At 48.4% G+C, this 18,443-nt stretch carries 19 protein-coding genes; 16 read left to right on the top strand and 3 right to left on the bottom strand.

What is annotated here, in order from left to right; all coding sequences use genetic code 11:
* Window positions 1–5 precede the first annotated feature (5 nt).
* Genes pilW through HMPREF2865_RS09630 form a run of 4 tightly spaced genes read left to right on the top strand, consistent with a single transcriptional unit; the run spans window position 6 to window position 3,792 of the window.
* Window positions 6–761: a type IV pilus biogenesis/stability protein PilW gene (pilW, locus tag HMPREF2865_RS09645; protein ID WP_070646884.1), complete on the top strand. Its 756-nt coding sequence runs from the start codon at window positions 6–8 to the stop codon at window positions 759–761.
* A complete protein-coding gene (locus HMPREF2865_RS09640; RefSeq protein ID WP_070646883.1) occupies window positions 762–1,646 on the top strand; it encodes a helix-turn-helix domain-containing protein in 885 nt (294 codons plus the stop codon).
* A 1-nt stretch (window position 1,647) separates the two neighbouring features.
* On the top strand, window positions 1,648–2,913 hold the full coding sequence (gene ispG, locus HMPREF2865_RS09635) for a flavodoxin-dependent (E)-4-hydroxy-3-methylbut-2-enyl-diphosphate synthase (protein WP_070646882.1): 1,266 nt from the start codon (window positions 1,648–1,650) through the stop codon (window positions 2,911–2,913).
* Window positions 2,914–2,946: 33 nt separating this feature from the next.
* Entirely contained in the window at window positions 2,947–3,792 is an 846-nt protein-coding gene (locus HMPREF2865_RS09630) for a DUF817 domain-containing protein (RefSeq protein WP_070646881.1), read from the top strand.
* 58 nt (window positions 3,793–3,850) lie between these two features.
* On the opposite strand, the gene HMPREF2865_RS09625 is transcribed toward HMPREF2865_RS09630, so the two are convergent.
* Together HMPREF2865_RS09625 and HMPREF2865_RS09620 are read right to left on the bottom strand one after the other, a co-directional pair.
* The gene (locus HMPREF2865_RS09625) at window positions 3,851–5,392 is read right to left on the bottom strand and encodes an L-lactate MFS transporter (RefSeq protein ID WP_070646880.1); all 1,542 of its coding nucleotides are present in this window, start codon (window positions 5,390–5,392) and stop codon (window positions 3,851–3,853) included.
* Between the two features lie 223 nt (window positions 5,393–5,615).
* Window positions 5,616–6,197 carry a superoxide dismutase gene (locus tag HMPREF2865_RS09620; RefSeq protein ID WP_070646879.1) on the bottom strand — a complete coding sequence of 194 codons (582 nt, stop codon included), beginning with the start codon at window positions 6,195–6,197 and terminating at the stop codon, window positions 5,616–5,618.
* Window positions 6,198–6,351: 154 nt separating this feature from the next.
* Here HMPREF2865_RS09620 and dnaB point away from each other — a divergent pair, with 154 nt between their 5' ends.
* The 6 genes from dnaB (at window position 6,352) to HMPREF2865_RS09590 (ending at window position 11,241) form a co-directional block, all read left to right on the top strand.
* Window positions 6,352–7,758, top strand: coding sequence for a replicative DNA helicase (gene dnaB / locus HMPREF2865_RS09615; RefSeq protein WP_036493702.1), 1,407 nt, complete (start codon window positions 6,352–6,354; stop codon window positions 7,756–7,758).
* Window positions 7,759–7,915: 157 nt separating this feature from the next.
* Window positions 7,916–8,581, top strand: coding sequence for a GspH/FimT family pseudopilin (locus tag HMPREF2865_RS09610; RefSeq protein WP_070647200.1), 666 nt, complete (start codon window positions 7,916–7,918; stop codon window positions 8,579–8,581).
* A gap of 15 nt (window positions 8,582–8,596) precedes the next feature.
* Window positions 8,597–9,244, top strand: coding sequence for a type IV pilus modification protein PilV (gene pilV / locus HMPREF2865_RS09605; protein WP_210399360.1), 648 nt, complete (start codon window positions 8,597–8,599; stop codon window positions 9,242–9,244).
* A 2-nt stretch (window positions 9,245–9,246) separates the two neighbouring features.
* Window positions 9,247–10,182: a PilW family protein gene (locus HMPREF2865_RS09600; protein WP_070646877.1), complete on the top strand. Its 936-nt coding sequence runs from the start codon at window positions 9,247–9,249 to the stop codon at window positions 10,180–10,182.
* Window positions 10,161–10,748 (top strand): pilus assembly PilX family protein, encoded by a 588-nt coding sequence (locus tag HMPREF2865_RS09595; protein WP_070646876.1) that lies wholly within the window; start codon window positions 10,161–10,163, stop codon window positions 10,746–10,748. The genes HMPREF2865_RS09600 and HMPREF2865_RS09595 overlap by 22 nt, the downstream gene beginning before the upstream one ends.
* Before the next feature lie 4 nt (window positions 10,749–10,752).
* Window positions 10,753–11,241: a PilX family type IV pilin gene (locus tag HMPREF2865_RS09590; RefSeq protein WP_070646875.1), complete on the top strand. Its 489-nt coding sequence runs from the start codon at window positions 10,753–10,755 to the stop codon at window positions 11,239–11,241.
* Between the two features lie 52 nt (window positions 11,242–11,293).
* On the opposite strand, the gene HMPREF2865_RS09585 is transcribed toward HMPREF2865_RS09590, so the two are convergent.
* Window positions 11,294–11,914: a Smr/MutS family protein gene (locus tag HMPREF2865_RS09585; protein ID WP_070646874.1), complete on the bottom strand. Its 621-nt coding sequence runs from the start codon at window positions 11,912–11,914 to the stop codon at window positions 11,294–11,296.
* 136 nt (window positions 11,915–12,050) lie between these two features.
* Between HMPREF2865_RS09585 and HMPREF2865_RS09580 the strand changes: the two genes are divergently transcribed.
* The 6 genes from HMPREF2865_RS09580 to mutL all read left to right on the top strand — a co-directional run bounded on the left by HMPREF2865_RS09580 (window position 12,051) and on the right by mutL (window position 18,440).
* Window positions 12,051–12,428: a hypothetical protein gene (locus HMPREF2865_RS09580; RefSeq protein ID WP_070646873.1), complete on the top strand. Its 378-nt coding sequence runs from the start codon at window positions 12,051–12,053 to the stop codon at window positions 12,426–12,428.
* A gap of 135 nt (window positions 12,429–12,563) precedes the next feature.
* Window positions 12,564–14,039: an anthranilate synthase component I gene (trpE, locus tag HMPREF2865_RS09575; RefSeq protein ID WP_070646872.1), complete on the top strand. Its 1,476-nt coding sequence runs from the start codon at window positions 12,564–12,566 to the stop codon at window positions 14,037–14,039.
* Between the two features lie 43 nt (window positions 14,040–14,082).
* On the top strand, window positions 14,083–14,652 hold the full coding sequence (locus tag HMPREF2865_RS09570) for an RNA 2'-phosphotransferase (protein WP_070646871.1): 570 nt from the start codon (window positions 14,083–14,085) through the stop codon (window positions 14,650–14,652).
* A gap of 83 nt (window positions 14,653–14,735) precedes the next feature.
* Window positions 14,736–15,872, top strand: coding sequence for a 5-(carboxyamino)imidazole ribonucleotide synthase (locus HMPREF2865_RS09565; protein ID WP_070646870.1), 1,137 nt, complete (start codon window positions 14,736–14,738; stop codon window positions 15,870–15,872).
* Between the two features lie 72 nt (window positions 15,873–15,944).
* The gene (locus HMPREF2865_RS09560) at window positions 15,945–16,427 is read left to right on the top strand and encodes a GNAT family N-acetyltransferase (protein WP_070583404.1); all 483 of its coding nucleotides are present in this window, start codon (window positions 15,945–15,947) and stop codon (window positions 16,425–16,427) included.
* Between the two features lie 36 nt (window positions 16,428–16,463).
* Window positions 16,464–18,440 (top strand): DNA mismatch repair endonuclease MutL, encoded by a 1,977-nt coding sequence (gene mutL / locus HMPREF2865_RS09555; protein ID WP_070646869.1) that lies wholly within the window; start codon window positions 16,464–16,466, stop codon window positions 18,438–18,440.
* Window positions 18,441–18,443: the final 3 nt, after the last annotated feature.

Here is an 18,443-nt window from a genome sequence, read left to right as displayed (position 1 = left end):
TAATTATGAAAATCAAGTTCGGATTCGCTTTAATTACCGCTCTGACTCTTTCAGCCTGCGCTTCCTCTTCCGGCCCAAGCCCTAAAGAACGTGCCATTCAAGTTTCTAATATCAAAACCCAACTGGCTGTAGAATATATGCGCGGCCAAAACTATCGCCAAGCTACTGAAAGTATCGAAGAGGCGCTTAAGTCCAATTCAAAAAATGACCTTGCTTGGTTGGTACGCGCTGAGATTTATCAGTATTTGAAGGTCAAAGATAAAGCTCAAGAAAGCTTTCTTAAAGCATTGTCTTTAAAACCTGATAGCGCAGAAGTCAACAACAACTACGGTTGGTTTTTGTGCAATCAAATGAATGCACCAGCCGAATCTTTGGCTTATTTTGACAAAGCACTGGCCGACCCAACCTACCCAAGCCCCTTTATTGCCAATATGAATAAAGGCATTTGCAGCGCAAGATTAGGCCAATACTCTTTAGCCCAAGCCTATTTGGAAAGGTCTTTAGCAGCGAATCCGCAATTTTTCCCTGCTTTCAAAGAACTTGCCCGAACCAAAATGATGGCAGGAAATCTGAACGATGCCGACTATTATTTCCGCCAATACCAAAGCAAAGTTGATGTCCTGCAGGCTGACGATTTGCTTTTAGGCTGGCGTTTGGCTACCGCCTTGGGCAATAAACACGCCGCATACGAATACGAAGCCCAACTTAGGGCAAACTTCCCTTATTCAGACGAACTACAAACCGTCACAACAGGCCACTAAATGGAAAATAACGATAAAATCAACTACGACACACAAGCCGCCAAAACATTGGGGGATGAATTACGCAAACACAGAACTGATGCCAAAATCGATATTCAAGATGTTGCTTCACGTTTGAAACTGTCTGCAGAACAAATTGATGCTTTGGAAAAAGGGGAATATTCAGGCTTTCCCGGTTTAGTCTTTGTTTCAGGCTATCTGCGTTCATATGCACGATTTCTGAAAATCGACGAACAAACCATCGCCAAACATTTGCTCTCCATTACTCCGCAACTTGAAGACCATGTATACGCGGTAACACGCAGCACCAACACCGGCTTAAGCTACAAAGACACTGAGAAACAAGGCTTCCCAAAATGGATATTGGGAATAGCCGCATTGGCTTTGGCTGTAGGCGGCGTTTACTTTTGGCAAAGCAAATCCAGTTTTGAAAATGAGCAGGCAAATATTCAGAACAGCAAAGATGTTGCTGATACGATGAAAACGCCTGCCTTAAAAACGGATAATGTTGCCGTTAGCGAAATGACGGAAGACGGCAAAAAAGAAATCACCAATAAGCCTGAAGTGGCCAATGATCAAGCAGCCTCAGCAGCTTCCGCCGCCGTACAAGAAGAGAAGCCTACTGTCAAAGTTGAGAAAGACGAACTTTGGATTAAAGTCCAATACCGAAGTAATCTGATTATTACAGACAAAGATGGAAAAGTAGTATTCAGCCGTATCGTTCCGGCCGGAAGCGAACAACGTCTGAGAGGCGGCGCGCCTTACAATGTTTGGATCGGTATTGCAGCCGGCTCAGAAGCCAATTACGGCGGCACACCTATCGAACCTTTGAAATACCGTGTTGCCGGTGAAAAATCCGCCTCTTTTGTTGCAGGAAAAAACTAAAATGACCACACCTAAACGCCGTCAGACACATCAAGTCAAAATTGACCACCTCATCATCGGCTCCGATGCGCCCGTTGTTGTGCAATCTATGACCAATACCGACACCGCAGATGCAGAAGCAACCGCCCGACAGGTCAAAGAGTTGAGCGATGCCGGCTCGGAAATGGTACGCATCACGGTCAATACTCCGGAAGCAGCTTCCAAAGTCGCCGAAATCCGCAGCCGCTTAGACGATATGGGTTATACCACGCCCCTGATCGGCGACTTCCATTTCAATGGCGAACGCTTATTGGCTGAATTTCCTGAGTGCGGCAAGGCCCTGTCTAAATACCGCATCAACCCAGGCAATGTCGGCAAAGGCGCAAAAGGCGATGAGAAATTTGCCTTTATGATTCGTACTGCCGCAGAAAACAATAAAGCCGTACGCATCGGTGTGAACTGGGGTTCGCTTGATCAAAGCCTTGCCAAGCGTATGATGGATGCCAACCTAGCTTCTGCTACACCGAAGCCGCCTGAAGAAATCATGAAAGAGGCTTTGATTGTTTCGGCGCTGGAATCGGCAGAAAAAGCCGTGGCTTTGGGCTTGCCCGAAGACAAAATCATTTTGTCGTGCAAAGTAAGCGCCGTACAAGACTTGATTCAGGTTTACCGCGAATTGGGCAGCCGTTGCCGCTATCCACTCCATCTCGGTCTGACTGAGGCTGGCATGGGCAGCAAGGGCATTGTAGCATCTACCGCAGCCTTGGCTGTATTGCTGCAAGAAGGTATCGGCGACACCATCCGAATCTCCCTGACCCCCGAGCCCGGCAGTTCGCGCACTCAGGAAGTCATTGTCGGTCAGGAAATCCTGCAAACCATGGGCTTGCGTTCCTTCACACCAATGGTTACAGCCTGCCCGGGCTGCGGCCGTACTACCAGTACTGTATTCCAAGAATTGGCGCAAGACGTACAAAACTATTTACGTCAAAAAATGACTATTTGGCGCACTGAGTATCCAGGCGTTGAATCATTGAACGTTGCCGTAATGGGTTGCGTAGTCAATGGCCCGGGCGAAAGCAAACTTGCCGATATCGGTATCAGCCTGCCCGGTACAGGCGAAACACCGGTTGCGCCGGTTTATGTAGACGGCGAGCGGAAAGTCACCCTCAAAGGCGACAATATCGCTGCCGAGTTTTTACAAATCGTTGAAGATTATGTCAAAACCAACTACTGCGAAGGTGGCGCAAAGCGTAAGCAAAACCGTATCATTCCGATTCAATCTGCCTAAAACATTTTTAAGATAAAGAGGCCATCTGAAAACATGTTGGGCAAACTGGATACTTGGCTGACTGAGCATCCCAAACGCAAGGATTTGCATGGTTGGCGACGCTTTATCATTGAATTTTGGTTTTTTGGTTTAAAAGAAGCACGAGCCTGCTTATTTGCAGGCTTGTTTTTCATTGCCATGTTCCTCATTCCGAAAACAGGCTGGTTGGGAATTTCGCGCTACGACCTGCTGCTGATTTTTGCCGTCTCCGTACAAGTAGCCATGCTGTATTTCAAGCTGGAAACTTGGGATGAAGTCAAATCGATTACGCTGTTTCACTTGGTGGGCTTTGCTTTAGAGTGGTTCAAGACATCTGGCGATATCCAATCTTGGAGCTATCCGGACGAAGCTTATACCAAAATTGGCGGCGTACCGCTGTTTGCAGGCTTTATGTATGCTGCAGTCGGCAGCTATATCATTCAAGCATGGCGGCTGTTTGACCTCAAAATCAAAAGCCACCCGCCGTATTGGTTGGGCACTTTGTGCGCACTGGCGATTTATATCAATTTTTTCACCCATCACTATATCGGCGACTATCGCTGGTATCTTGCAGCTTTTGCTCTCGGCCTATACGCTCGGACAACGGTCTTATACACGCCCTATGACACCACTCGCAAAATGCCGCTCCTGCTTGCTTTCGTCCTGATCGGTTTTTTTATTTGGCTGGCAGAAAATTTGGGAACTCTATTTGGCGTTTGGCGCTATCCCAACCAAATCGGCGCGTGGGCATCGGTACACATCAGCAAATGGAGTTCATGGACTTTACTGGTGATGATGACTTTTACCATCGTTGCGAATTTAAAACACATCAAACATACCATCAGCGTATCAAAAGATTAGTTGCTTAATATTTTAAAAGGCCGTCTGAAACTTTCAGACGGCCTTTAATTTTCAACAATTAATTAAACAAACTTAATGCTTTAACAAACACCATAATGACGCCGTAGCCCAAAGGAATGCAGACCAAAGCCCAGCGCCACCATACGCCGATACCGCCCGCTGATACTTTTTTACTGATCAGATAAGCATCGGATACAGCGGTTTCATCATCGGGATTGCCACTATGTGCCGCGACCTTAATGTCTTTCTCGTGATACTTTTCATGAACCGAACGGACACTCAAATTACACAGCAAACCGACAATCAACAAACCCGCCATAATATACATGGTAATGCTATAAGCTTCAGCAGCCGGAACGCCGCTTTCAATTTGACTTTGGCGGATATAGTTGACCAACACCGGGCCAATGACGGCCGCAGTTGACCATGCCAGCAAAATTCTGCCGTGAATTGCCCCGACTTGATAAGTGCCGAACAAATCCTTCAAATACGCCGGAATGGCTGCAAAACCGCCGCCATACATGGAAATAATGACGCAAAACCCAATAACAAACAAAGCCTTGTTACCACTCTCACCAATAGACGGAATGGCAAAATACAACAGCGAGCCGAGCACAAAGAAAATAGTATAAGTATTTTTACGGCCAATTTTGTCGGACACGCTGGACCACAAAAAGCGGCCGCCCATATTAAACAGGCTCAACAGACTCACAAAACCTGCCGCCGCACCCGCGCCAATGGCAGCCTGTTTACCGACAGAAGTTTCAGAAAACAGCTCCTGAATCATGACAGAAGCCTGACCCAAAACGCCGATACCCGCCGTCACGTTCAGACACAACACCCAAAACAAGAGCCAAAATTGCGGCGTTCTCATGGCTTCGGAAACATTGACATGATTGCTGCTGACCAATTTGCTTTTGATTTTCGGCGCAACATAACCTTTAGGTTTCCAGCCATCGGCAGGTATGCGGATGGTAAACGCGCCAAACATCATCAACACCAAATAAAATAGTCCTAAAACGACAAAAGCCTGCGCTACGCCAACCGAAGTTTCACTGGAGAAAAAACTCATCAGCGACACGGATAAAGGCGAAGCCAACATCGCGCCACCACCAAAACCCATAATCGCCAAACCTGTCGCCATACCCGGTTTATCGGGAAACCATTTCATCAGCGTCGATACAGGCCCGATATAGCCCAAGCCCAAGCCAACCCCGCCAATCACACCATTGCCCAAATAAAGCAAAAACAGATTGTGCGTATGGACGCCGATCGCCGACACAAAAAAGCCCAAGCTAAAGCAGCAGGCAGCAACAAACATCGCCTTACGCGGACCAACTCGCTCCATCCATGTACCGAACATGGCCGCTGACGCGCCCAACATCGCCAAGGCAATACTGAAAATCCAACCGACCGTGGTCAGTTTCCAATCTCCTGCAGCCGACTCAGTAATGCCGATAAGCTTGGTCAGCGGCGCATTGAACACGGAATAAGCATATATCTGCCCGATGGCAAGATGCACGGCCAAAGCGGCAGGCGGTACCAGCCAACGATTAAAGCCGGGTTTGGCAATGGTCGCCTCACGGTCTAGAAATTTCATAAAATCCTCTTGTCTATGTGTGTCAAACGCTGATTCCATATCATGCGGAATCAAAAAATTGTTGACAATATTTTAGCATAATCTCTCGTTTATCCTTTTTTCTGCTCCATGATAATTTTGCGCATCAAACAGAAAAAACATTCATCTAAACCATTTCATCACGCCAATATCGACAAAAAGGCCGTCTGAAAATTCTTCAGACGGCCTTTTCATTCATATCGTTTTATGCGGCAAAGCGTTTGGCAACTTCATCCCAGTTAACGATTTCCCAGAAACCTTTCAGGTAGTTAGGACGGCTGTTGCGGTAGTCGATATAGTAGGCGTGTTCCCATACGTCGCAAGTCAACAGCGGAGTGTTTTCAGTAGTTAGCGGAGTACCTGCATTGGAAGTAGAAACCAGATCCAATTCACCGGCAGGCGTTTTCACCAACCATGCCCAACCGGAGCCGAAAGTACCGGCCGCGCAAGCATTGAAAGCTTCTTGGAATTTCTCGAAGCTACCCCATTTGGCGTCGATGGCCGCAGCCAATTCGCCGGCAGGTTTGCCTTGGCCTTTAGGGGTAAAGCCCAGCCAGTAGAAAGTGTGGTTCCAAGTTTGGGCAGCGTTGTTGAACATACCGCCGGAAGATTTTTTCAGGATTTCTTCCAAAGGCATTTCTTCAAACTCAGTGCCTTTGATTTGATTGTTCAAATTGGTGATGTAAGTTTGATGGTGTTTGCCGTAGTGAAACTCCAAAGTTTCTTTGGTCAAATGTGGGGACAATGCGTCCAGTTCATAAGGCAGTTGTGGCAGCTTATGTTCCATTTTTGTGCTCCTGATTGTTGATATTTATATTTTGGTAGTGTACGTCGTCATATTGACAACATAGCTATTTTACCTGCTTTAGCCTAAACAAACCAATTGAACTTACACTGCGCTATAATAGCGGATTGCAATTTTCCAGCCAGAGATGCCCGTCATGAGCAATTATTCCGATATGCCGTCTGAAGACCGTGAAATCAGCGCATTGTCACTGCCGCCACATTCCACAGAAGCGGAGCAATCCGTTTTGGGCGGCCTGATGCTGGAAAATTCTGCTTGGGACCGTATTGCCGATGTCGTTTCCGGCGAGGATTTCTACCGACACGAACACCGCCTGATTTTTCGTGCGATTGCCAACCTGATTAATGAAAGCCGTCCTGCCGACGTTATTACCGTTCAAGAAAGTTTGGAACGGAATGAAGAATTGGAAGCGGCAGGCGGATTCAACTATCTGATTACGCTGGCGCAAAACACGCCGTCTGCTGCCAATATCCGCCGCTACGCCGAAATCGTGCGCGAACGTTCCATCATGCGCCAGCTTGCCGAAGTCGGCACGGAAATTGCACGCAGCGCATACAATCCGCAAGGGCGTGATGCAGGCCAGCTTTTGGACGAGGCTGAAAACAAAGTATTCCAAATCGCCGAAAGTACCGCCAAATCCAAACAAGGCTTCCTTGAGATGCCCGACCTTTTGAAAGAAGTGGTCGAGCGTATCGATATGCTTTATTCGCGCGACAATCCTGATGAAGTAACCGGCATATCGACAGGTTTTATCGACCTCGACAAAAAAACATCAGGTCTCCAACCGGGCGATTTGATCATCGTCGCAGGCCGTCCTTCCATGGGTAAAACCGCCTTCTCCATCAATATTGCCGAACACGTTGCCGTAGAAAACAAATTACCTGTCGCCGTATTCTCTATGGAGATGGGCGGTGCGCAGCTGGTTATGCGTATGCTGGGTTCAGTCGGACGTTTGGACCAAAGCGTTTTAAAAACCGGCAGATTGCAAGACGAACACTGGGGCCGTCTGAACGAAGCGGTCGTTAAACTCTCCGATGCACCCATGTATATCGATGAAACGCCGGGTTTGACCGCGCTCGAACTCCGCGCCCGCGCCCGTCGTCTTGCTCGCCAGTTCAACGGCAAATTGGGTTTGATCGTTATCGACTACCTGCAATTAATGTCAGGCTCCGGCCGTTCTGACAACCGTGCTTCCGAGCTTGGCGAAATTTCCCGCTCCCTCAAAGCATTGGCTAAAGAATTGCAAGTTCCCGTCATTGCCCTGTCGCAGTTGAGCCGTACAGTTGAGCAGCGTACCGACAAACGGCCGATGATGTCCGACTTGCGTGAATCCGGCGCAATCGAGCAGGATGCCGACTTGATTATGTTTATGTATCGCGACGAATACTACAACTCAGAATCACCCGCAAAAGGCTTGGCGGAATGTATTATCGGCAAACACCGTAACGGTCCAGTCGGGAAAGTATTCCTCACTTGGATGGGTCAATTTACCAAATTTGATAATGCCGCCTATGTTCCAGAATCCATGTTGATGGAAGATTGAGACAGATTGTCTGAAAAACTAACCGAATTTCATATTTCATTAGTCACGCATTACAAAATCGTTTAAAATAAATCTAATAAAAGCAAAAGCATTGCCGCAGGCAAGTACAAAAGAGAAAACGTCAGTTACCCAACACATTACTACCAAAAAATCACTCATGTATCAGACACAAAAAGGCTTCACCCTAATTGAGTTGCTGATTGTCATTACTATTGCAGCAGTAATGGCCGTCATCGCACTTCCCAATATGAATCAATGGATTGCCTCCAGACGTGCAGCATCGCAAGCAGAGCAAATTGCCAATCTGCTGCGCTTCGCGCGAAATGAGGCCGTCCGTCTCAATCTTCCCGTTTACATCTGCCCGGTCAAAATCAAATCCGATGGCTCGCCCAATAATGGTTGCGATTCCAAATATGCCGGTAATGGTATGTTGGCCTACGCCGATAAAAACGGAGATTCCAACTATAAAAACGATACAGTCGATTTATCCGTCCGCTCCATTATTCTCAATGGAGGCACCGACAAAGTAGAATACAGCTTCGACTACATCCCTATCGGCAATGACCGTTCTGCCCTCTCTACTTCGGCTTCAAACGAAGTCTGGTGGAGGTTTCTTCCCAATGGTACATTTGGCCATTCGACCGATGGCAAGAATTATCAATTTTCAGACGGCCACATTAAAATCAGCCTAACAGATAAATCCGCCGCCGATGCTGAAACCAAGAAAGCCCGTGCTACCGTACTTTTAATTAATGGCAATGGGCATGTCGAAATCTGTGCTAAAAACGATGAGCGCAAAATGTGTGAATACTCTTCTCAATAATAAAAACGGTATCTTATGAACATTACTAATCCTACTCATCTCAGATCATTTAAAGGCCGTCTGAAAACCAGCTCAACAAGCTTTACCCCAAAACTTCAATCGGGCATGACCCTGATTGAAGTTTTGATTGCCATGTTTGTCCTTGCTATCGGCGTACTCGCCCTGCTGGCTGTTCAATTGCGTACCGTATCCAACGTACGTGAGTCTGAAAATCAAACCACAGTCGCCCAAATTACACAAAATCTGATTGAAGGCATGCTCATTAATCCGACGCTTTCTGAAGAAACCGATACTGCAGGGGAAAAAACCTCCCGTTATAAAAAATCCTATGATGCCTACCTAAAATCCGACTTTAAACAAACTGCAAAATTTGAAGCCAAAATGACCAAAGCCCAACTTGCACAGGCTCAAATTGCACAGTTTAAAACCGATTTAGCCAAAGCCCTTCCCGAAGCCCAAGTCTTCTCAACCATCTGCAAAGATTCTTCCGGAGCAGAGCCGACTTACGAAAATGGGTTTAACGCAAAATGCGATGGCAAAGGCGACACGACCATCGTGAAAGTTTTATGGTTACAAGATGTTGAAGAAGAAAATAGCGCAAAAAATCTCAACACATCGGGGCATCACGTTGTCTATACATACCAATCACGCGTAAGAGACTAACAATGAACAATAAACGCTTACTCAACCATATTCCCAATAAAACCGCCATTCGAGGCTTCAGCATCCTTGAATTTCTGGTTGCCAGCCTACTCAGCATGATCGTCTTAATGGCTGTCAGCTCCACCTATTTCACTGCACGCGGATTAAACAAGTCTGCCAACGCCCGTATCGGTATCCAACAAGACTTGCGCAACGCCGCCAATATGATCGTCCGCGATGCGCGTATGGCAGGCAATTTCGGTTGCTTCAATATGGCGAATTTTCCTGCCTCTGCAGTGATAGAAGACAAAAACTCAGATGAATATGCCTTGAAAACAGCCGGTGTTAATAAGCTGTTACCGGTTAAAGAAATCAATAAATTAAGCTATACCGGCTTTGCTCAAACTGGCAAAGCCCTACTGTTCCAATACGGTATCGACAAAGCAGACTCAACTGAAAAAACTGCCATTGCCAGCAGCTGCTCCGGTATTGCCAAACCTTACACAAAAATTAAAGATTTGGCTGCCGCAAAATTGGCTTTAAAAATTACCGACTCTGATCAAGACGGCAGTATCGCTATCATGAAACATGAGATGATTGCCTACGCTGTCGGTAAACTTGGCGAAGAGAACGGTTTGTTCCGTTTCCAATTATCAAATGATGGCTCATGGAGTAATCCGCAGCTGTTGATTAAAGGCATTACAACCATGGATATCCACTATATCTATGCAGAATGTCCTGATTCTGAAAATACATCTGCCAGCGGAGTAAATACAGAATCATTTGATTACAAAAATGCATTGGATATCTCATCTGAGGCTAAATCTCCGGCAGCTGTTCAAATTGTACTGAATGGCGGCAGCATCGATTCCTCAACAGAAAAAGACAATAAAGTCGATATCTATAATATTAATGCCACTATCCGCGGAGGAAACGTATGCGCCGACCGATCACTCTAATCAAACCTGACCGGCAGCAGGGCTATGCTTTGTTTATCGTTTTAATGATGATGGTCGTCATCGCCCTGCTCGTGGTCACAGCTACCCAATCCTACAATACTGAACAGCGTATCAGCACCAATGATGCCGACCGCAAACTGGCAACCACTTTGGCCGAAGCGGCATTGCGTGAAGGTGAAAATCAAATTTTTGATATTGAAGGGAAAAAGACTAATTTTACTAAAGAGTGTAAAGACGGTTTATGCTTTACACCATACGTTAAATACGACGGTAACTTTCAAACACAAGAAAATGACAATAAGATAGGATATGCTTGGGATCGTATACTCCCTGAATGTATAGATAAAAAAAAGAAGAATAAAAAACCTCAAAAATGTATTGATGTTAACGGCACAGAATATTCTCTAGGTGAAAATAGCGGCATCGCAAAAAATCCCCGCTACATCATCGAATATCTAGGCACTAACTCTGCCGACAACCGTACTATTTACCGTGTTACAGCCAAAGCATGGGGTAAGAATGACAATACACAGGTCGTTCTTCAATCTTACGTTGCCAGCGAATAATATAATGAATACCACCTCTACCAAACAACTAGGCTTTACGCTGGTTGAGATGATGATTGCCGTCGCCATCTTAGCCATCCTGAGCGTCATTGCCATTCCGTCTTACAACCGCTACATTGAACGAGGCTACCAATCACAAGCGCATGCCGAGTTAGTTGCCATCAATTCTGCTTTTAAAAATAAGATGGTTAAAAATCCAAATTGGGAAACTAAAAGGATTGAAAAAGAATTAGGTACATTTATTGCCTCATACAAAGGCCATAAAGATTTGGCAGACAAATACCAATACTCTGCTGAAATGATTAATGCCAGTACAAGCCGAGCCTATCGTTTGAAAGCCATTCCCACAAAAACAGGCTATACCCTTTCCGTTTGGATGGATAGTTTGGGCAATACTTACAAATGTACTGATATTAATTCCGCCAAAGATTCCAAAACCACAATGACCAATGGAAAAGGTTGCGAATCGGTTTCCAAAAAGAAATCTTCTTAGTCTAACAACTATAAAAAAGCAGTGTCATCTTACTGACACTGCTTTTTATATTTTACTGCTTCCAATCATCGTCTCGGCGTTGGCGTTTCAACAAGATCCTGACTGCACCATCATTACCTTGTCGAGGCTCAACATAAGCCAACACATCAGGATGCTGCATCAACCAGCGGCGCGTCATATTTTTTAAAACCGGTTTATAGCCTGAAGAACCCAAGCCACTACCGTGGACAATCTCGCCGCAAACGCCGCGTTTTTTTGTAAACTCAATAAATTCGTTCAATACCTGCTGCGCTTCCTCCTGCGTATAGCCGTGCAAATCCACATCAGCCACAACAGGATAATGGCCGTTTCGCAAACGCATCAAATCATTTTTACCCTGCCCGTTTTTACTGAACGAAGCCGGCGGTTCTTCCCAGCCGCCGCTACCCACATAAAAATAATCTTCCTGCTCCAAAGTCGCCATTTCTTTAGGTCGCGGCTTGATCGGAGATTTATCACGGGGCTGTTCATAATAGTTACCGGCATTTTTCAACGGCGTAACCTTACCAACTGCCTTACTGAAATCCACATCTTCTGCCTGCTTTTTAGTCTTTGCTTCCGCTTCCCGCTCCGCTGCTTCCTTTTTTGCCTGTTTGCCCAAAGCCTTTAACGTTTCTTGAAAGTTTGCCGTCATGGTTTGTCCTTTCCAAAAAATTGATTGAGCCCATTATAGCAAACCCGGCTACAAGGCCGTCTGAAAGACTCTTATCATCGCTTCTTGTTTAGGGTATAGTATTAACGCATTGCCAGTCTTATAAAAGAGAGAAAATATGTTTAAACGCCCGGAAGAAATCATCGTCTTGATACTTGCCCTATTATGGGTCGGACTCAGCTACTACTTTGCCGCCATCCTGATTTCAGATGCCTACACCATCCTCCTGATTACCGTACTGACTTTCGTTTGGGCAGCCATCTGTTTCCTTTTATGGCAACGCAACTTAAGCCGTCATATTTGGCCGCTGTTCCTCGGCAGCCTGGTTGCCTGCTGGTGGCCGTACTTCACTTGGCTTGCAAGCGATGTTCCCGAAGGTACATGGTATTCAGGCTGGACATTCAAATCCATTATCGCCCTGATTCCCGTTGTTGCCGCTTATGTTTTCAAGTGGAAACGAAGCCGGAAAAACAAAATCTCCAACACCATTGCCTGATACCTCGCGCCGTCTTTTTCAGACGGCGTTTTCCATATCTGACATAACGCTCAGACTGTCAACAATTCCAATAAAATGCTATACTCTTCACACGATTTAACACCCTAAAACAGGCCGTCTGAAAGACTTATCAAGATGATCAGCAAACAAGAATACCAAGCCCAAGCCGCACAAGGTTACAACCGCATTCCACTCGTTCAAGAGCTGCTTGCCGACTTGGACACACCGCTCTCAATCTACCTCAAACTTGCCAACAAGCCTTTCACCTACCTACTCGAATCCGTTGTCGGTGGCGAACGCTTCGGCCGCTATTCCTTTATCGGTCTGCCTTGCAACCACTATCTCAAAACCAGCGGCAAACATGTCGATGTGTATCAAAACAGCGAAATCGTCGAACAACACTACGGCAACCCCCTGCCCTTTATCGAAGCCTTCCACAACCGCTTCAAAACGCCCGAAATCCCAAGCCTGCCGCGCTTTACCGGCGGCCTAGTCGGCTACTTTGGTTATGAAACCATCTACAATTTCGAACATTTTGCCCACCGCCTGAAACATACGGCTAAAGCCGATCCGCTCGGTACGCCCGACATCCTCCTGATGCTCTCGCAAGAGCTTGCAGTAGTGGATAATCTAAGCGGCAAAATCTACCTGATTGTTTATGCCGATCCCTCTCAAGCCAACGGCTACGAACGCGCGCGCGAACGACTTGAAGACATCCGTACCCAGTTACGCCAAAGTTGCGCCATCCCGCTTTCCCTCGGCAGCAAGCAGACGCAAGCAGTCAGCGAATTTGGAGAAGAACCTTTCAAAGCCTGCGTCAACAAAATCAAAGACTACATCTTTGCAGGCGACTGCATGCAGGTTGTCCCCAGCCAACGCATGAGCATGGAATTTACCGACAATCCACTTGCCCTCTACCGCGCCCTGCGTACGCTGAACCCATCGCCGTATATGTTCTACTACGATTTCGGCGATTTTCATATTGTCGGCTCTTCGCCCGAAATCCTTGTCCGCCGCGAACGCGACGATGTCATCGTCCGCCCTATTGCCGGTACTCGCCTGCGCGGCAAAACACCAGCCGAAGACCTCGCCAATGAGCAAGATCTGCTGAGCGATGCCAAAGAGATTGCCGAACACGTCATGTTGATTGACTTAGGACGCAACGACGTCGGCCGTATCAGTAAAACCGGCGAAGTCAAAGTCACCGACAAAATGGTGATTGAAAAATACTCCCATGTGATGCATATCGTCTCCAATGTCGAAGGCCGTCTGAAAGACGGTATGACCAACATGGACATCCTCGCCGCCACCTTCCCCGCAGGCACACTTTCCGGCGCCCCCAAAGTCCGCGCCATGGAGATCATCGAAGAAGTCGAACCAAGCAAACGCGGCATCTACGGCGGCGCAGTCGGCGTATGGAGTTTCAACAACGACATGGATTTGGCCATTGCTATCCGCACCGCCGTGATTAAAAACAATACCCTCTTCGTCCAAAGCGGCGCAGGCGTAGTTGCCGATTCCGACCCAACATCCGAATGGCAGGAAACCCAAAACAAAGCCCGGGCAGTAATTCGCGCAGCGCAAATGGTGCAAGAAGGATTGGATAAATAATTTTCAGACGGCCTGCGCTCTGAAATGACTAAACAATAAGATTATGATACTAAAAGAAAAACAACTAAAATCTATCAGCAAATTCCTCAGCTTTATCTTGCGCCATCATCCCGAGCAAATCGGTATTACTTTGGATAAAGACGGCTGGGTGGATATTGATACCCTGCTGACACAGGTAAACCATCCCGAGCGCGGCTTTACGGGCAATCCGCTGACCTACGAAGTATTGCTGGAAGTGGTCGAAAACAACGATAAAAAACGGTTTACGATTTCCGAAGACGGCAAACGCATCCGCGCGGCACAAGGTCATTCGACGGCACAAGTTCAGGTTGAACACAAAGTGGCAACGCCTCCTCAAATTTTGTATCACGGTACGGCTGAACGCTCTGTTCCGTCTATTTTGGAGCAAGGCCTGCATTCTGCCTCGCGCCATTTTGTCCATCTGTCTGCCGATGCCGCAACAGCCGTCAATGTCGGCTCCCGACACGGCAAGCCGCTTGTATTAACCATCGACACTGTCGCCATGCTTGCGGCAGGACATCAATTTTATCTGGCGGACAACGGCGTATGGTTAACTGAAAACGTTCCGCCGCAATTTATCGGCAAACTTTAAAACATCAGGCCGTCTGAAACCCATAAACCCTTTTCAGACGGCCCGCAAACACCCTACCCAATTTCCTCATAAAGCGATTATCCATGAACACATCCCCCATCCTCCCTCCTGCAATGCTCGGCATCCTCGGCGGCGGACAATTAGGCAGAATGTTTACTGTTGCTGCCAAAACCATGGGCTACAAAGTAACCGTACTCGATCCCGACCCGAATGCGCCGGCGGCGGAATTTGCCGACCGCCATTTGTGCGCGCCGTTTGACGATGAAGTAGCTTTGGAAGAATTGGCAAAATGCACGGCGGTTACGACCGAGTTTGAAAACGTCAATGCCGACGCGATGCGTTTTCTCGCCAAACACACCAACGTTTCCCCCAGCGGCGACTGCGTTGCCATCGCTCAAAACCGCATTCAGGAAAAGGCATGGATACGCAAAGCAGGCCTGCAAACCGCGCCGTATCAAGCAGTTTGCAAAGCCGAAGACATCACTGAAGAAAGCGTACAATTTCTGCCCGGCATCCTGAAAACCGCTACTTTGGGCTATGACGGCAAAGGCCAAATCCGTGTAAAAACATTGGATGAACTCAAAGCCGCGTTTGCCGAACACGGCGGCGTGGATTGCGTTTTGGAAAAAATGGTGGACTTGCGCGGCGAGATTTCCGTTATCGTATGCCGTCTGAACAATGACAACGTGCAAACTTTCGACCCTGCCGAAAACATTCACGAAAACGGCATCCTCGCCTACTCCATCGTCCCAGCCCGACTGAGTGCCGACGTGCAGCAACAGGCGCGACAAATGGCGCAGCGTTTGGCCGATGAATTAAACTACGTCGGCGTATTGGCAGTAGAAATGTTTGTTGTCGGCGATACACATGAATTAGTCGTCAACGAAATCGCCCCGCGTCCGCACAATTCCGGCCACCATACCATCGATGCCTGCGCGGTAGACCAATTCCAGCAACAGGTCCGCCTGATGTGCAACCTGCCTCCGGCTGACACCAAATTGCTGACTTCTTGCTGTATGGCAAATATTTTGGGCGACGTTTGGAAGGAAGACGGCGGCGAGCCCGAATGGCTGCCGCTGCAAAGCAACCCGAATGCACATCTGCATCTTTACGGTAAAAAAGCCGCGCGTAAAGGCCGAAAAATGGGCCACTTTACCGTCTTGGCCAACGATGCGGACAACGCGTTCCAATCCGCACAAACCTTACATCAAAGCCTATAACCTTACCCACTTTTTTCAGACGGCCTTTGATCGCTAAAGGCCGTCTGAAATCAATTTTTCCGACCATCCGCCATGAGCCTTCTGACCATCCTCCGTCCGGCAACCGAAAAAGACTGCCAAGACATACACAACGCCCATCTGCATGCCGTTCAATACGCCTGCATCCGCAGTTACGATGAAACCATTATGCACACATGGGAAAGTCTGCTCGACATCAACAGCTATTTGGAAACCATCTCTGATAAAAACAAAGCTTTGTGGGTGGTCGAATACAAAGGGCTAATTCAAGGCTTCTTCCAAGTCGATTTCAAAGAAGCGCAACTGGACGCCTTATACGTCCATCCGCTCTTCCACAATCTCGGCTTGGGCACGGCCCTGCTCAGCCGCGCCGAAGAAATGGCACGAAATGCGGGCCTCAGCTTTCTCAAACTGTATGCCTCGCTCAATTCCGTGCCTTTTTATCGCCTCAACCGTTACGAGTCGCTCGGTACTGCCGTGTTGCAGCTGAACAAAACCGTCCGTGTCGAATGCGAATTGATGCGCAAATACCTGTAATTTCCCCTTCCTCCGTTGCTTTTTTGAAAGAAACCGATGTCCCGAATTGCCGCCCTGCCCGACCATCTTGTCAACCAAATCGCCGCCGGCGAAGTGGTCGAACGTCCTGCCAACGCCTTGAAAGAAATCGTTGAAAACAGTATCGATGCAGGCGCAACGGCGATTGATGTCGAACTGGCCGGTGGCGGTATCCGCCTAATTCGCGTCAGCGACAACGGCAGCGGTATCCATCCGGACGACATCGAGCTTGCGCTCCATCGCCACGCCACCAGCAAAATCAAAACCTTAAACGATTTGGAACACGTCGCCAGCATGGGCTTTCGCGGCGAAGGTTTGGCAAGCATCGCCTCCGTCAGCCGCCTGAGCCTGACCAGCCGTCAAGAAGACAGTTCGCACGCAACCCAAGTCAAAGCCGAAGACGGCAAACTCAGCAGCCCTACCGCCGCCGCCCACCCCGTCGGCACCACCATCGAAGCTGCCGAACTCTTCTTCAATACCCCCGCGCGGCGCAAGTTCCTCAAATCCGAAAACACCGAATACGCCCATTGCGCCACCATGCTCGAACGCCTCGCGCTGGCGCATCCGCACATTGCCTTCTCGCTCAAACGCGACGGCAAACAAGTGTTCAAACTTCCTACCCAAAGCCTGCATGAACGGATTGCCGCCATTGTCGGCGATGATTTTCAGACGGCCTCATTGGAAATTGACAGCGGCAATGGCGCATTGCGGCTCTATGGCGCAATTGCCAAGCCGACTTTTGCCAAAGGCAAAACCGACAAACAATACTGCTTCGTCAACCATCGCTTCGTGCGCGACAAAGTCATGCTCCATGCTGTCAAACAGGCATACCGCGACGTATTGCACAATGCACTGACGCCTGCTTTCGTCCTCTTCCTCGACCTGCCGCCCGAAGCCGTGGATGTCAACGTCCACCCGACCAAAACCGAAATCCGCTTCCGCGACAGCCAGCAAGTACACCAACTCGTGTTCCACACGCTCAACAAAGCCCTTGCCGACACGCGCGCCGACTTGACCGAAAGCGTCAGCAACGCAGGCGAAGTGTTGCATGACATTACCGGCGTTACTCCTGCCTCAACGCCGTCTGAAAACGACAGCGAAAATCTATTTGATAGCGCATCCAACTACCCGACGGGCAACAAACCCGATACACGCAATGCCTTTGGTGCATCAGGAAAAACCGCGCCCATGCCTTACCAAGCCGCGCGCGCGCCGCAGCAACGCAGCCTGTCCCTGCGCGAAAGCCGTGCGGCCATGAATACTTATGCCGAGCTCTACAAAAAAACCGACGACATCGACCTTGAGTTGAGTCAATTCGAGCAGGCACGTTTCGGCAATATGCCGTCTGAAACGCCTACTCCCCAAACAGATACGCCGCTTTCAGACAACCTTCCCTCCCAATCCGAACTGCCGCCACTCGGTTTTGCCATTGCCCAATTACTTGGCATCTACATACTTGCCCAAGCAGAAGACAGCCTGTTGCTCATCGATATGCACGCTGCCGCCGAACGCGTCAACTACGAGAAAATGAAACGCCAACGTCAGGCAAACGGCAATCTGCAAAGCCAACGCCTGCTTATTCCCGTAACCTTTGCCGCGTCCCACGAAGAATGCGCCGCCCTTGCCGATCATGCCGAAACGCTGGCAGGCTTTGGCTTGGAATTGTCCGACATGGGCGGCAATACCCTTGCCGTCCGCGCCGTCCCCGCCATGCTCGGTAAAGCCGACGTCGTTTCACTGGCCAAAGATGTATTGGGCGAACTTGCCCAAGTCGGCAGCAGCCAAACCATCAAGGAACACGAAAACCACATCCTTGCCACCATGTCCTGCCACGGCTCAGTCCGCGCCGGCCGCCAGCTCACCCTGCCGGAAATGAATGCGCTCCTGCGCGATATGGAAAATACGCCGCGCAGCAACCAGTGCAATCACGGCCGCCCGACTTGGGTCAAACTGACTTTAAAAGAATTGGATGCGTTGTTTTTACGCGGACAGTAACGC

It is taken from the genome of Neisseria sp. HMSC073G10 (assembly GCF_001812605.1).
GTDB classification, from domain to species: domain Bacteria; phylum Pseudomonadota; class Gammaproteobacteria; order Burkholderiales; family Neisseriaceae; genus Neisseria; species Neisseria subflava_A.
The sequence above is the reverse complement of the archived record's forward strand: the minus strand, read 5'-3'. Positions and strand labels throughout refer to the sequence as shown.

Excerpts from the sequence above, each read along its gene's own strand:
- dnaB (WP_036493702.1), top strand. The coding sequence starts at position 6,352 with ATGAGCAATTATTCCGATATGCCGTCTGAAGACCGTGAAATCAGCGCA.
- HMPREF2865_RS09610 (WP_070647200.1), top strand. The coding sequence starts at position 7,916 with ATGTATCAGACACAAAAAGGCTTCACCCTAATTGAGTTGCTGATTGTC.
- HMPREF2865_RS09560 (WP_070583404.1), top strand. The coding sequence starts at position 15,945 with ATGAGCCTTCTGACCATCCTCCGTCCGGCAACCGAAAAAGACTGCCAA.
- HMPREF2865_RS09625 (WP_070646880.1), bottom strand. The coding sequence starts at position 5,392 with ATGAAATTTCTAGACCGTGAGGCGACCATTGCCAAACCCGGCTTTAAT.
- HMPREF2865_RS09570 (WP_070646871.1), top strand. The coding sequence starts at position 14,083 with ATGATACTAAAAGAAAAACAACTAAAATCTATCAGCAAATTCCTCAGC.
- pilV (WP_210399360.1), top strand. The coding sequence starts at position 8,597 with ATGAACATTACTAATCCTACTCATCTCAGATCATTTAAAGGCCGTCTG.
- HMPREF2865_RS09590 (WP_070646875.1), top strand. The coding sequence starts at position 10,753 with ATGAATACCACCTCTACCAAACAACTAGGCTTTACGCTGGTTGAGATG.
- HMPREF2865_RS09580 (WP_070646873.1), top strand. The coding sequence starts at position 12,051 with ATGTTTAAACGCCCGGAAGAAATCATCGTCTTGATACTTGCCCTATTA.
- trpE (WP_070646872.1), top strand. The coding sequence starts at position 12,564 with ATGATCAGCAAACAAGAATACCAAGCCCAAGCCGCACAAGGTTACAAC.
- ispG (WP_070646882.1), top strand. The coding sequence starts at position 1,648 with ATGACCACACCTAAACGCCGTCAGACACATCAAGTCAAAATTGACCAC.
- HMPREF2865_RS09585 (WP_070646874.1), bottom strand. The coding sequence starts at position 11,914 with ATGACGGCAAACTTTCAAGAAACGTTAAAGGCTTTGGGCAAACAGGCA.
- HMPREF2865_RS09565 (WP_070646870.1), top strand. The coding sequence starts at position 14,736 with ATGAACACATCCCCCATCCTCCCTCCTGCAATGCTCGGCATCCTCGGC.
- HMPREF2865_RS09640 (WP_070646883.1), top strand. The coding sequence starts at position 762 with ATGGAAAATAACGATAAAATCAACTACGACACACAAGCCGCCAAAACA.
- pilW (WP_070646884.1), top strand. The coding sequence starts at position 6 with ATGAAAATCAAGTTCGGATTCGCTTTAATTACCGCTCTGACTCTTTCA.
- mutL (WP_070646869.1), top strand. The coding sequence starts at position 16,464 with ATGTCCCGAATTGCCGCCCTGCCCGACCATCTTGTCAACCAAATCGCC.
- HMPREF2865_RS09620 (WP_070646879.1), bottom strand. The coding sequence starts at position 6,197 with ATGGAACATAAGCTGCCACAACTGCCTTATGAACTGGACGCATTGTCC.
- HMPREF2865_RS09600 (WP_070646877.1), top strand. The coding sequence starts at position 9,247 with ATGAACAATAAACGCTTACTCAACCATATTCCCAATAAAACCGCCATT.
- HMPREF2865_RS09595 (WP_070646876.1), top strand. The coding sequence starts at position 10,161 with ATGCGCCGACCGATCACTCTAATCAAACCTGACCGGCAGCAGGGCTAT.
- HMPREF2865_RS09630 (WP_070646881.1), top strand. The coding sequence starts at position 2,947 with ATGTTGGGCAAACTGGATACTTGGCTGACTGAGCATCCCAAACGCAAG.